The organism is Brevibacillus sp. RS1.1, from assembly GCF_013284365.1.
GTDB lineage: Bacteria > Bacillota > Bacilli > Brevibacillales > Brevibacillaceae > Brevibacillus > Brevibacillus brevis_D.
The window spans coordinates 973,672-987,410 of sequence record NZ_JABSVA010000001.1 but is presented as its reverse complement, the minus strand read 5'-3'; the positions used below and the strand labels follow the sequence as shown (position 1 = coordinate 987,410).

The following is a 13,739-nucleotide window of genomic DNA, read 5'->3' as shown; positions in this document are numbered from 1 at the left end:
ATACCCTCTATGTGATGTAGAGGGTATTGGCTATGTTCTGGATGGAAACTTCCCCCGAACCTCCTCTAGAAAAGCCTGCATCGCCGGGGCCAAATAACGATTTTTCAAGTACGCCAAATAAACCGTCCGCTCCAACGCAGGCGAATCAATGGTTTTCCGAACAAGCGAAGCATCTGTTGATCCAGATAAATAGTTCTCCGGAATAATCGTAACCCCCAGATTCTCCCTCACTAACGTCAACGCAGTTTCAAAGCGCTCAATCTCAAATTTGATTTGCGGGTTGACTTGTTCAAACGAAAAGGCTGTTAAAATATCCTCCCTCGTCTGAAATCCCTCTGTACTAATGATGAATGGCTCATTAGCCAAGTCTTTCAAGCGAACGGATTCCTTTTCCGCCAGCGCATGATCCTTGTGTAGCACCAGCATTAAGCGCTCATCATACAGAGGAAAGGATTCGATATCGTCTTCATCGATGAATTGGTTGGTTATGAGCAAGTGCGTATGATACTTCCGCAGTGATTCCTTTACAGCCTTCCCGCTTAGTACCTCGATTAGCTTGATGTTAATAGAGGGAAAACGCCCCTGATATCCGCGAATGACTTTTGGAATCCAATGCTTCACGGACTCAATGATGCCGATGATGAGATCGCCGCTCCCGGTCAGCTTTACTTCTTCCATCTCTTTTTTCAGCATGTTCATTTGGGAAAGAAGCAGCAACGATTTCTGATACAAGATTTTACCAGCATCCGTCAGTTCCATTTTCCTCGTGTTTCTCTCGAGCAGTGGAGAGCCGACTTCTTGCTCCAGATTTTTGATCGCATTACTTAAGGAAGGCTGTGAAATATGCAGTTTTTGTGCGGCTTTGGAGTAGCTCAACTGATCGCAAACTGTCACAAAATAGTGCAAATGTTTGATATCCAACTGGATCGCCTACCCTTATTTATAGCTTAAAGCTATCAATTTATTTGAATTATATATTAGAAATAATAAGTTTGTCATTATATAATCAATAAACAAAAGGTTCAGAAAGGGTGAATAGCTTGCCAATGAATGTATCAGCAGATTTGTGGACCGGCCGGACTGACCATACGGAGAGAAGAAGTAGTTTTCGCTACCATCAGATTGTAGAAATAACGGACTTGGATACCTTGCAAGCTGCCAAGGATCGCACAGTTGCTATCATTGGGTTTGAATGCGAGGAGGGAGTAAGGCGCAATCAAGGACGATTAGGTGCAGCCAAAGCTCCAAACGCAATTCGGCAAGCGCTTGCAAGCCTTCCTTGGAAGGTGGAGGAAGGAAAACGGATTGTTGATGTGGGGAATGTTGCTTGTCCAAACGAAGAGCTAGAAGCTGCCCAAGAAGAGTTGGGGAATGCCGTCTCTGCGATCTTTTCCAAAGCCATGACGCCCATTATTTTAGGTGGAGGCCATGAGACCTTGTATGGACATTACGTTGGTGTCCGGAAGTATATTGGAAAAGAGGCTTCTCTGGGCATTATCAATATTGACGCTCATTTCGATTTGCGTTCCTATGAAGTTCAGCCTTCATCGGGGACGATGTTTCGGCAAATACTAGAGCATGACAAAAATAGCAGCTATTATGTGCTGGGGATTCAACGCTTCGGAAATACACAGGAGCTATTTGATAAAGCAGATGAGCTTGGTGTGCGCTATGTGTATGAAGAAGAGATGAGAGACGCACGAATGGATGAAATTTGTTTATCTGTAAGCGAATTCATCGAAAAGCACGACCATGTCATGCTGACGTTGTGTACAGATGTTTTAAACGCAGCTTTTGCACCGGGTGTAAGTGCTCCATCTCCTTTCGGCTTAACACCGATGGTTGTTCGCACTTTGATCCGTACCGTTGCCGCTCATAAGAAAACGCTTTCTTTTGATATTTGTGAAGTGAATCCGGTTTTAGATGAAAACGGAAGAACAGTAAAGTTAGGTGCTTACTTGACGAATGAAGCCATCATGGGATTACTAGAGAACTAAGGGGAGACAACTATGACGTTAGCACTTAATCAAGTAACGACGATTTTTCTCGCAGTAGCACTTCTCGTATTAGGTACATTTCTCGTAAAAAAGGCTAGCTTCTTGCAAAAATTTTGTATCCCGGCACCAGTGGTTGGGGGCTTGTTGTTCGCTATCATTGCAACGGCTTTGAAAGCGACCGGAATTTTACAAATTACATTGGATACTTCCTTGCAAAGCTTGTTCATGCTCACGTTTTTTACTACGGTTGGATTGGGAGCGAGCTTTAAGCTGATCAAGCTTGGTGGTAAGCTGCTCGTTATTTACTGGATCGCCTGTGGATTTCTGGCTTTGGCCCAAAACGTAATCGGTGTGTCTTTAGCTTCCGTGTTCGGTATTCATCCGTTGATCGGGATGATGGCAGGGGCTGTCTCGATGGAAGGTGGACATGGAGCGGCTGGCGCTTTTGGACAAACGCTTGAGGATATGGGCATTCAATCTGCGTTGGCGATCGGGATCGCAGCAGCTACCTTTGGTCTCGTAGCAGGGGGCTTGGTTGGCGGACCGACTGTGAAATATTTAATTGCCAAACACGATCTGAAACCGACGGAAACGGAAGAAGTAGTAGAGACAGAAGAAGAAAAAGGACAACCGATTCACTCGAATACCTTCTTCATCCAAGTCCTGTTGATTACGTTCTGTATGGCATTGGGAACGTATTTGGGAGAGCTGTTCTCTACTGCAACCGGATTTGTTTTACCAGGTTATGTGGGAGCGATGTTTGTAGCGGTGATTGTCCGTAATATCGTAGACAAGCTCAATCCAAAGGCAATCGACATGAAGAGCATCAACCTGATCAGTGACGTGACACTCGGAATCTTCCTGTCCATGGCACTGATGAGCATCAAGCTGTGGGAAGTTGCCGATCTAGCGCTTCCAATGCTCGTAATCGTATTTGTTCAAGTAGTTTTCATCGTTTTGTTTGGGATTTTCGTTCTGTTCCGTTTACTTGGCAAAAACTACGACGCCGCAGTCATGGTCGCAGGCTTTACAGGGCATGGTCTGGGCGCTACTCCAAACGCAATGGCGAATATGGCGGCCGTAACGGGACGATTTGGTCCTTCGCGAAAAGCGTACTTGGTCGTTCCGATCGTCGGTGCCTTCCTGATTGACGTGTTCGCGATGCCAATCATTATTACTACGATTAATTTGTTTAAATAAAGACGATTTAAATATCCCTTCATGCTGGAGAAAGTCAAGCTGGAGGGATTTTTTGTGCTTACAATTACTTTGGCTTACTCTCAACCGTTTAGAGCTTTACAAATAATAGAGAAAAAAGGAAATAATTTCTTGACTGTTCGCATCGTGTTCGTATATCTTTATATAAGAACGTACGTTCCTGTTTTAAAAAACTTTGCAAAGGAAATCTCACCCAACGATACAAGTTTCAGGGTAGAGATGTAGGATGCTGGCTTGGTAAGAGACAGCAGGAAGGGGATGAAAAGGGGCAGCAACTCCTAGGCAAATTTGAGGCACGAATGCAGAATCAAAGTTTGCACAAGTAGAAGCCAATGAAAAATATTATTTTGTTTTTTTGAGAAAATTGTAACCTTTTGTCAATTTTTGCGTACAATCTGGAAGAAACAACCAAAAAGCAGAGAATGTGGAGGGAAGTAGAATGAGAGAACTTCATGCTGATGTGGTAATTATTGGGGGAGGTACTGGTGGCTGCGCAGCAGCACTGGCAGCAGCGAAATCAGGAAAATCAGTTATTATGACAGAAGAAACTGACTGGATTGGGGGTCAATTTACGAGCCAAGCAGTACCGCCAGATGAGCATCCATGGATCGAACAATTCGGTTGCACGCGCAGCTATCGCACATTCCGTGACAGCGTGCGTGATTATTATCGTAACCACTATCCAATGACGGCAGAAGCCCGCGTCATCCCGAATCTTGATCCTGGTAACGGTTCGGTAAGTCGCCTTTGCCACGAACCAAAAGTAGCGCTAGCTGTTTTTTATCAGATGCTTGCTCCTTATATTAACAGTGGTAGACTTACTATTCTGACGAATCACAAGCTGCATGCCGTTCGCATGGCTGGCGATAACGTACTGTCGATCACAGTAGAAGATCAGAAGCATCATGATTTGCATGAACTGGTAGCACCTTATTTCTTGGACGCGACAGAATGTGGAGATGTGCTCCCACAAGCCGGGGTAGAATACGTACTTGGCGCTGAATCAGTGGATCAAACAGGAGAGCCAAATGCTGTTGTCGGGCCGCCGCAGCCAAATGATATTCAGGCGTTTACGTATTGCTTTGCCATGGATTATTTGGAGGGAGAAAATCATACGATTGCCAAGCCGGAAACGTATGACTTCTGGCGAAACTACAAAGCAGATTTTTGGCCGGACAAGCTGCTCAGCTGGACAGGCTCCAATCCGCGAAATACTGCTGACTCTGTACGATATGAGCTGTTCCCAGGCACTAAATATTTTCCACTCTTCACGTATCGTCAGATTGCTGATCCGAAGAACTTCCAAACCGGATTGTACAAGAGTGGCGTAACGACTGTGAACTGGCCGCAAAATGATTACTGGCTCGGCTCGATCATTGATGTGCCAGAGGAAGAGCGTCAGCGTCACCTTTACGGCGGTAAACAGTTGAGTCTCTCCCTTCTGTATTGGATGCAAACAGAGGCTCCTCGCCCAGATGGTGGACAAGGGTATCCAGGACTGCGACTGCGCAAGGATGTAATGGGAACAGAGGATGGACTGGCCATGTATCCTTATATTCGTGAATCCCGCCGGATCAAAGCAGAATTCACCGTATTGGAGCAACATGTGAGCGCATTTGTCCGCAAAACAGGCAAAGCAGAAGCCTTCGAAGATTCTGTTGGTGTCGGTAGCTACCGAATCGACCTGCATCCGAGCACAGCGAACCGCAATTACGTCGATGTGTCTACCTATCCGTTCCAAATTCCATTGGGCAGCCTAATCCCTGTTCGTGTAAATAACTTGCTGCCAGCGGGCAAGAATCTTGGGGTTACGCATATTACAAATGGATGCTTCCGTCTCCACCCAGTAGAGTGGAACGTCGGTGAGGTAGCTGGTTATTTGACAGCTTATTGCTTGCAACATGGCCTGACTCCTCGCGCTGTCCGTAACACTCCCGATGAGCTGAAAAAGTTCCAAGCGTTCTTGTACGCGGAAGGCGTAGAGTACTTCTGGCCAACCATGTACGCAGTGTAAGAAGTTAGACGATCTGGTTGCCTGAGTTCGGGATTTCACCGAACTCAGGTTTTTTCACGGAGAGTAAGATTTCCTCGACAGTTTCCTGAGGCGTCTGCTCGGAAGAATCGATCCACATGCCGAGCTTTGGTGTCTCGGTCTGCAAGATATTATTCAGGTGGGAAATCGTCCAAGCACCATACCCTGTTTTGGGACGGGAAGCTTCTCTTTCTTCAACCGCTTTTTCATTTGGCGTGAGTACTACCACATACAACGGACGGTTTTGAATCATTTCAACAAATTCGCCTAAAAAGGGGCCAATCACAACATCCTGTACAACGACATTAAATCCTTCTTCAAAAAAAGTGTCTGCCGTAGAGGCTGTTATTTTGTAGCGCAACCACAACTGACGAATGGCTTCTTCTGACGGTTCGGGCATATATTCCTCTCTGCCATTTACAATCATTCGTCGGAACGAATCACCTCGCAAATGAACGCCTCGATTCAGCTTTTCAGCAAGTAACTGAGCTACTGTTGATTTTCCCGAAGCCATAATCCCCGTAACGAGAAAAATACATCTTTCTGGAGCGTGAACATTGGCATTCTCTTGCATCATCATCCCACCTTACTTATTTGATGTTATGTGAGTTTATATATGGAAATCATTGGATAATTGTTAGCTTTTTGAATCATATCATGGCGGTCGTGAAAACGCGATTTAGAAAAAGAGGCACAAATAGGATAATATTTCTGCGCGGGGAATGACTGATTTGCAAATAGAAATAGATGACATTCTGATTAGGTTGGAAACAATGACAAGAGCAGTGGGACGAGGCGAAGCCAAGATGCATCTGCTCTAAGCGGAGAGGGCTAGCATTTCCTGCAAACATCTCTCCATTCACACAGACAAACCTCCCCCCATTTTCATATGGTAATGCTGTGTAATACCATAACTGTTAATGGAGGTGTTGAGGTATGAGTTCAATAAAGGGAACAAAACGAAAAAAAGCTACGATGACCATGATCGCCGTACCAACCATAATCGTAGCCGGGGAAACATCGAATCTCTCGGGACAAGTCAAGGTGAACGGACGTCCTAAAGCAGGGATCGTAGTCGTTTTTGCAACCGAAAATACTTTTGGTGTCGTAATCCCTGCCTTTACTATTACAGACGCTAAAGGAAATTTCACGGCAAAATTTAGATCGTTTATCAACCCTGATCAACCTGGATTCAGAGCAGTTATCGTCACCGCTGCACTCCCTTCTTTTCCTGGAGTCTCCGCTTCAAGTGTAATTGCAATCCTTCGAGGGCCGGGGTCTAGGAATAGGGTAAACCGACGGAAGACAGTCCAACGGAATTCAGCAAATGTAAGATCGGTTGGTAAAACGAAGCTCGCCTTACGAAAATGAAGCCCAATCCGTCCAGTCATGTGGAGTGTTGCTCACTGTTAGTGCGTAAGGATAATTAAATCGTAGATGTTTCTGTGGATCCGGAAAGAAATTTAAAATTACCTGGTGATTTAGAAGACCGGGACCTCTTGCACCATAAGGGGTTCCGGTATACCATTTTGGTACTATCATCTCGCCATACAATATGACGAGGAGAAGAGAACAGCTATCATCTGTGAGTTACTCGTGCGTAAATTAAACCAGGATCATTGTAGAAAAGCGTTGCTCATGGCGGTATCAGTTCATTCCGCATCAAAACATCACATATTTGTCTTAGAAGAACAATCACACATGGAGGTGTCAAAGTATGGTGAACCTGATCAAAATCAGGGCAAGTGTATTTATCCCCGTATCATGGACGGAACCAAGGACTGATCCGCAAACAGGAAGAATCATTCAATTCGAAGGCGATTCGCGTGAATTTACCCCGTATGCGGTTAACACCATGCGTTCCAGAGTGGAGCAAGAGGTTGTCGTAGACTTTATGAAAAAAGAAATTTTTACTTATCAGAATACGGGAATCACAACAGAGAAAATCACGAATCCTGATGGCTCGATTCAGCTGCGAAAGGGAAAAGCGAGTACGGAGGGTATTTTGTGCAGGAATATGGTATGGAAAACGGATGAAGAAGTGAGCTTTGAAATGAGCGCAAGCGCGAGTAATCCCCTGAATGAGCATGCGCCACCGGTTGACTACTTATTGTCGGTAACGGCGAAAAGGGATGGTCTTGTGCAGATTGAAGGAGCGCATGATGGCTTCCCTTGCTTTGAGTTTTATAAGCAAACGGATTTTGGGCCGTTTGAAACGATTTATACCCATGATTTCCGTGAAACAGGTGATACTCTAGCAGCCTTGGGTGGAGAAATGGAATATCACTTTCGTAAGATGCTGTAATAGGAACAAAAAATCTCTCATCATACGTTTTCGAGGAGGTTCTTATCGTGAGTAACCCGACGATGTTCGATCAATTCCCTATCATCGAAACAGACAGATTGATCCTTCGCCAACCTGATCAACAAGACATCGAAGATATTTTTGAAGTGTTGTCACATGAAGATGTGGCGAGATATGTAGGGATCGCGAGGTTTCAATCGAGCGCAGATGCTGAAAATGAACTTCGATGGTATCGAGACTTATTTGAACAAAAGCAGGGAATCAGGTGGGCGGTCACGGATCGTTCTACTGGAAAATTTCTTGGCAGCTGCGGCTATAAACATTATCATGCGGTACATAACAAAGCAGAGATTGGGTATGATCTGAATTTTTCGTGGTGGAATAAGGGGATCATGTCGGAAGCACTGCGGCCCATTATCGCGTACGGGTTTACGCATATGCATCTAAACAGAATAGAAGCCGACGCAGATACACGAAATACGGCATCGATCCATTTGCTCCAGAAATTTGGCTTTCAAGTGGAAGGAATCCATCGAGAAACGGAATTTGAAAATGGGATGTACATTGATCTTATGAAGCTGGCGTTGCTTCGAAAAGAATATGAATGGAATTCGTAAAAGAATCGTAGTAGATAAGTGGCGGGGGAATGTACGGAATCTTTCATTGTACAGACCTCCGCTTATTTTCTCCCCACCTCTACAGCCACGCGTACAGCAGACTCAATCGCCCCTTGAATCCAGCCGTGATGTTCATTCGAGGTGTGCTCCCCCGCAAAGTAAATTTTTCCTTCAGGCGCACCAATGTAGGGAGTTAATTCCGTCTCCTGCAACGGTTTGAAAAAGGCAAAGGCACCAGCAGCATAAGGCTGCAACGCCCAATTATGTGTGACCCCCGTTACGAAGGTATTGTACACCTGCTCCCCATGAATGTCAGCCAGATGCTTTACCGCTTGCATCACTTGTTCTTCTCTCGACATGCTGAGCCATGGCAGATCGTCATCCTCCCATGTGTAACTGACCAATACGACACCTCCGGGCTGATCAAACCCGTGGCTGGGAAAGTAGGAGAGACGAATAGGTGAATCCGTTACGGTTTGTCCGCTCCTTATTCCCTGTGCTTCCCAGAAACGCTGAGAAAACTGAATGCCTATTTTAGAGGAGGAAACATAGTGGAGTTGACGAATGGCATCCCATTTTTGATAGGAAAACAGGTCGTACGGTTCGACCTGAACAAACTGCAAGACGGTAAAAGGGATGGTAATAATCGTGATATCACCGGTCACCTGAAATCGTTCGTCTGTGTCAGTACGAACGCCAGAAATGGTTATTTGGTTTCCCGTCTGGACGATTCGCGTCATTTTATGCCGGAAGTATATATGGTCCTGTAATTGTGGGAGAAATGCCTGTGGTAGCTGGTCAAATCCCCCTGTTATTTCGTAAAAACGTGTAGAAGGATCGAACAGGAAGAAGTCTCGTAGAATTTCGGGAAAAGCGAGCTCAGGGAAGCCCTCGAAGCCAGTCATGACCTTGATCATATCGATAGCAGGGGAGGATAAGGAAGGGCCAACAGGATTGAAGCGCAAGAATTGATCCATGGAAAAACGATCGTATTTTTGGACGACGATGGGCCAGTTCGTCGCTGGATTGAGTTTGATGAAGTCGATGACAGGATTAATGGCCTGACCGGCTAACTCATTGAAAGTACGGCCTTTTTCATGCGGGGCTACAGGGAAGCGGAGGATGTCGGGATTGCGTTCATAGATCCAACGTCTTGTTTTGATGCCATTTATAGAGAGGATGTCGTTGGAAGAGCTGTTGACAAATGGATGAAGGGGAAGAGAGAATTTCCTCACGTATGCGAGGGTAAGTTCGTGCGTATGAGGAATACGCATGGCCCCAGCTTCTAGATAATGCCCATGGGTAAAAGGAGAGCGCAGTGTGAAAACTCTCCCGCCTATCCGGTCCGCAGCTTCCAAAATCGTTACGTTGTGCCCTGCTGCTTTAAGCAACGAGGCAGAAACAAGACCAGCCATTCCAGCCCCAACGATGATGATATGGAGGGGGGAGTGGGTTTTTGGGAGACCGTTGCGAATAATGGACAGCATGTCAGGTTGTGTTAAGGAGAAGGAGGGATTACCCATCGATTGTCTCCTTTCCATTCTTTTCCGGTACTATGATCCTATTCCATGGATGACGCAGGTATGCGTTGTGTAAGCCGATCATACAGGGCTCTACCATTTTCATCCAAGAAATGATAGGATAGAGAAAAGGGGAACAAATGATCGGAGGGCTTCGCGTGTTACCAACGAATGTTATCTGGAAACCGACGGCAGGTGTCGGATATGAGCACTTGAGAATACGGGAGGGGTCGAACAGAATCCACGTAAATAGCATGGTGATCGGAAGGCTGGATGACGCTACCCTTACCAGAATCCAATATGAAATGGTCCTGGATTCAAATTGGGCCACACGAGAGGTTTCCCTGGCGATTGTGGGTGAAGAAGGAGCTTTGCATCTCTCATCGGATGCCAAGGGAAATTGGACAAACGAGGTGGGTGAGCCCATTCCTGAGCTAGATGGCTGTATCGATATCGATATTTCTTGTACACCTTTCACAAATACACTGCCAATCCGGCGTTTGTCGTATTCTCTGGGGGAACCACAGTCTATCCAGGTAGTCTATTTCTCAGCCCATGAGCTGACGTATAGACAAGTTCAGCAACAATATACGCTGCTAGAAAGCAAAGAGGACTCGTCTGTCTATCAATATCGGGCAGGAACATTCGTGGAAAACATCACGGTTGATACAAACGGGTTGGTTCTAAACTATCCAGACCTGTTTACACGTGAGCAGGTATAGGAAGAAGGAGGGATGGTTCCGCATGGCTGAAAGGTTTATTGCGGGTATACTGGCCAGCTTTTTATTTACGTTTGGGGCTGCGCTTCTGTATTTTCAGGATCGATCCGCGGTTCTTTTCGTTGCGATGTTTACGTTCCCGACTGTGTTTCTGTTAGGGATTCCGCAATCTATCATTATAGATTGGATCATGAAGCGATTACCAAGGAACAAGGGAAGTCTCCTTTTCCTACTAGAAGCATTGCTGTACATCGTGGCTGGAATTATCGCAACCGTGATGCTTTTCTTCATCGTTATGCATACCTTTACGCTGCTTCCCAAGTTTTATGTTCTGGGCGTAGCAGCATCTTTGCTTTATTTTGTTTGCCTGCGCTTCTTAAGACGTAAAAGGAAAGCCTTACATGTAGCGTAAGGAAAGGAGTAAGTGTTATGAATGAATGGGTACAAGTCGTGTCAGGCAACATTTTGGAGGCTACGGAAAATATCATCGTACAGCAGGTCAACTGCAGGGGTGTAATGGGAGCAGGGCTTGCCAAGCAAATAAGAGCCAAATATCCAAGTGTTTATACGGAATATAAGCGGCATTGCGAGCAGTATGCGGATGCACGTGGCGACCTCCTTGGACAAGTGCTGCTTTGCCAGGTTGGGGAAGGGAAGTACATTGCCAACCTTTTCGCACAGCTCGGTTATGGGAAAAAAGGAGTCTACACGAAATATGACATGCTGCAAAAAGGGTTGGAAGAAGTTCTCTCCCTCGCGAAAAAAGAAAATCTGACTATCGCCATACCATACGGGATCGGCTGCGGATTAACAGGCGGGGACTGGGATGTGGTGAGTAAGCAGCTTGACGAGATTTTTACTGGTTATGGTGTGAAGCTGTACAAATTCGAAGCGGATTGACGCCAGAGTATCACATGCGCTATAGTAAAAAGAACCATATCTAGGGAGAGATGTTGATGTCGGCGGTCGTTCTTAACTAAAGCAATTCCATACAAAAGGTCTTGATTCAACCTTTGAAATTTTGCCATGTAGCAAAGTTTCTTTGTGCTGGGTGATAATCGGCCTTGGAATTAGTTAAGAACAACGGATATCATACAATGCCTTAGGTGAAAATCCTATCATTGCGCCCAAAATCCGTGCTGTGTTCAGCGCGGTTTTTTATTTGGTTGCGTTTTGTTTAGGTATCCCAAAAAAAGGGCGGAGAATGACATTTGTTCATTCTCCGCCCTTTTTTATTTTCCATGAAAAAGGAGAAATCAGCCATGAATGAAAAAGCATTACAGCGTCTCGAATACGACAAGATCAAAGAAAAGGTAATGGAATACGCCTTATCGTACGCAGGGAAAAAGCATGTAGAACAAATGATGCCGATAGACTCTGCCAAAGTAGTGCGTAGTAAGCTGGACGAAACAGCAGAAGCCAAGAACATCCTGCAAAACGGAGCCAGTGTACCAATTCCCGCGCTGGAAGGGATGGAGAAGATCCTTTCCCTCTTGGGGACGGGATATGTCTTTGGCGTAAACGATTTTACAAATCTGTACTTGTTCCTAACAAGTTGCTCACAACTAATGAAGTACATGGCGACAAAAGCACAATTGGCGCCACGGGTAAGCACCTATGCAGCATCGATGTACGACGCCACAAAATTGAGGAACGAAATCGAACAATGCATCCGTCATGGGCAAGTTGTCGATTCGGCCAGCAAAGACTTGTTGAAGGTGCGTAAACGCATTGTCGTATTTGAAGAGCGCCTGAAAAGACAACTGGATTCGATCGTGAACAAATATCGTTCGATCATGCAAGAAAATGTGATTAGTACACGCAATGGACGTTATGTCATCCCCATCAAAAAAGAACATCGCAAGCAAGTGGCTGGCAGTGTCTTAGATGAATCAGCGAGCGGTCAAACCGTCTATATGGAACCGACGGAGATCAGCACCGTACAGTTCGAGCTGACAGCACTCAAGGCAGAGGAAGAACGTGAAGTAACAAAAGTTCTGATGCAATTGTCCGCGTTCGCAGAAGAATACACCCATGAACTCACCGTGAATGTCGAGACCGTTGGAATGTATGACTTCCTTTTCGCAAAAGCGAAGTACGCATTGGCAATCGGAGGCGCGAATGTCGAACTAAACGAAAAAGGGATCCTCGATGTCAAGGAAGCACGGCATCCGCTACTCGGCCCGAAAATGGTGCCGCTGCACATGAAGATTGGTCGAGAGTACAAATCGCTGATTATTACAGGTCCCAATACAGGCGGAAAAACATTGACGTTAAAAACGATCGGACTGTTAACCATGATGGTACAGTCGGGTTTGCTCGTACCCGTACAGGAAGGCAGTCATTTCTCCATTTTCCGCAACATCGCGGTAGATATTGGCGATGGGCAGAGCATCGAGCAAGCGTTAAGTACGTTTTCGGCGCATATTCATAACGTCCTGGAAATCTTGAAAATTACTGACGCCTCGACTCTCGTCTTGATTGATGAGATGGCTACGGGTACAGATCCAGGAGAAGGAGTCGCCTTGTCGATTGCGATTTTGGAGGAGCTGCACCGAAGAGGCGCGACGGTAATCGTGAATACACATTTTAACGAAATTAAAAATTTTGCCTCCGCAACTGCCGGGTTCCAAAATGCACGAATGGAATTTGACGAGGAGACCTTGCAGCCCCTATATCGCTTGCGAATCGGAGAAGCTGGCCAGAGCTACGCATTCCTGATCGCATTGAAGCTGGGTATCCCGTCTGAGATGATTCAGCGTTCTCGGGAAATTACTCGGAATGGGTTCATGACGACGACTACTACTTTGGAAAGGCTGGAACCATACCAAGACGTCGAGCAGGAAGCGGATGAGGCTCCAAGCTATGTGGAGACACGAGTAATAGAAAAGTCAGAAGAAGTGGAAGTAGAGGTGGAAGAGGAAAGACGAGAGGAGCTTCCACGGGAGATTTCAGAAGAAGCCGTAGTCACATCAGCCACGCCAAAGCGTGACAAACCATTTGCTGTTGGTGATTGTGTATTTATCTCCTATCTGGGGAGAATCGGCATCGTGTTTAGTGCGGAGGACTCCAAAGGTATCGTTGGCGTCATGATTCAAAATCAGAAATATAAAATCAACAAAAATCGCCTCGTCTTGCATATTGAGGGCAAAGAACTGTATCCGGCGGATTATGACATGGACATTGTTTTCGAGACAAAAGAGAACCGGAAGAAACGTAAAATGATGAGTCGCAAGCATGTCGAAGGATTATCGATCGAGACGAAGCGGGAGGAGTAATGAGTATGGGCAAAAAGCCGATTTTCTCTAAGAGAGAATCGGCTTTTTTTGAT

At 45.7% G+C, this 13,739-nt stretch carries 13 protein-coding genes and 1 pseudogene; 10 read left to right on the top strand and 4 right to left on the bottom strand.

Annotation, left to right across the window (positions count from 1 at the left end):
- Window positions 1-30: 30 nt before the first annotated feature.
- Complete coding sequence (locus HP570_RS04630) at window positions 31-921, bottom strand: LysR family transcriptional regulator (protein ID WP_015892230.1); 891 nt, start codon at window positions 919-921, stop codon at window positions 31-33.
- 110 nt (window positions 922-1,031) lie between these two features.
- Between HP570_RS04630 and hutG the strand changes: the two genes are divergently transcribed.
- From hutG to HP570_RS04615, 3 genes are all read left to right on the top strand, one after another.
- Window positions 1,032-1,997: a formimidoylglutamase gene (hutG, locus tag HP570_RS04625; protein WP_173625014.1), complete on the top strand. Its 966-nt coding sequence runs from the start codon at window positions 1,032-1,034 to the stop codon at window positions 1,995-1,997.
- A gap of 12 nt (window positions 1,998-2,009) precedes the next feature.
- Window positions 2,010-3,197, top strand: coding sequence for a sodium/glutamate symporter (gltS, locus tag HP570_RS04620; protein ID WP_015892228.1), 1,188 nt, complete (start codon window positions 2,010-2,012; stop codon window positions 3,195-3,197).
- Between the two features lie 457 nt (window positions 3,198-3,654).
- On the top strand, window positions 3,655-5,229 hold the full coding sequence (locus HP570_RS04615; RefSeq protein ID WP_173625013.1) for an FAD-dependent oxidoreductase: 1,575 nt from the start codon (window positions 3,655-3,657) through the stop codon (window positions 5,227-5,229).
- Between the two features lie 4 nt (window positions 5,230-5,233).
- On the opposite strand, the gene HP570_RS04610 is transcribed toward HP570_RS04615, so the two are convergent.
- Both HP570_RS04610 and HP570_RS04605 read right to left on the bottom strand, forming a co-directional pair.
- Window positions 5,234-5,827 (bottom strand): AAA family ATPase, encoded by a 594-nt coding sequence (locus tag HP570_RS04610; RefSeq protein WP_173625012.1) that lies wholly within the window; start codon window positions 5,825-5,827, stop codon window positions 5,234-5,236.
- Window positions 5,828-6,164: 337 nt separating this feature from the next.
- On the bottom strand, window positions 6,165-6,422 hold the full coding sequence (locus HP570_RS04605; protein WP_015892223.1) for a hypothetical protein: 258 nt from the start codon (window positions 6,420-6,422) through the stop codon (window positions 6,165-6,167).
- Between the two features lie 260 nt (window positions 6,423-6,682).
- Here HP570_RS04605 and HP570_RS30015 point away from each other — a divergent pair.
- The 3 genes and pseudogenes from HP570_RS30015 to HP570_RS04590 all read left to right on the top strand — a co-directional run.
- Window positions 6,683-6,727, top strand: a pseudogene (locus tag HP570_RS30015) (SEC-C metal-binding domain-containing protein); the annotation flags it as partial.
- A gap of 237 nt (window positions 6,728-6,964) precedes the next feature.
- A complete protein-coding gene (locus HP570_RS04595) occupies window positions 6,965-7,552 on the top strand; it encodes a DUF3238 domain-containing protein (RefSeq protein WP_173625011.1) in 588 nt (195 codons plus the stop codon).
- A gap of 47 nt (window positions 7,553-7,599) precedes the next feature.
- Window positions 7,600-8,169: a GNAT family N-acetyltransferase gene (locus tag HP570_RS04590; protein ID WP_173625010.1), complete on the top strand. Its 570-nt coding sequence runs from the start codon at window positions 7,600-7,602 to the stop codon at window positions 8,167-8,169.
- A gap of 62 nt (window positions 8,170-8,231) precedes the next feature.
- On the opposite strand, the gene HP570_RS04585 is transcribed toward HP570_RS04590, so the two are convergent.
- Entirely contained in the window at window positions 8,232-9,692 is a 1,461-nt protein-coding gene (locus HP570_RS04585; RefSeq protein ID WP_173625009.1) for a flavin monoamine oxidase family protein, read from the bottom strand.
- Window positions 9,693-9,847: 155 nt separating this feature from the next.
- On the opposite strand from HP570_RS04585, the gene HP570_RS04580 reads away from it, so the two are divergent.
- The 4 genes from HP570_RS04580 (at window position 9,848) to HP570_RS04565 (ending at window position 13,686) form a co-directional block, all read left to right on the top strand.
- A complete protein-coding gene (locus tag HP570_RS04580) occupies window positions 9,848-10,411 on the top strand; it encodes a putative glycolipid-binding domain-containing protein (protein WP_173625008.1) in 564 nt (187 codons plus the stop codon).
- Between the two features lie 22 nt (window positions 10,412-10,433).
- A complete protein-coding gene (locus HP570_RS04575) occupies window positions 10,434-10,820 on the top strand; it encodes a hypothetical protein (protein ID WP_173625007.1) in 387 nt (128 codons plus the stop codon).
- Window positions 10,821-10,837: 17 nt separating this feature from the next.
- Entirely contained in the window at window positions 10,838-11,308 is a 471-nt protein-coding gene (locus HP570_RS04570; RefSeq protein WP_173625006.1) for a macro domain-containing protein, read from the top strand.
- Between the two features lie 362 nt (window positions 11,309-11,670).
- Window positions 11,671-13,686, top strand: coding sequence for an endonuclease MutS2 (locus HP570_RS04565; protein ID WP_173625005.1), 2,016 nt, complete (start codon window positions 11,671-11,673; stop codon window positions 13,684-13,686).
- Window positions 13,687-13,739: the final 53 nt, after the last annotated feature.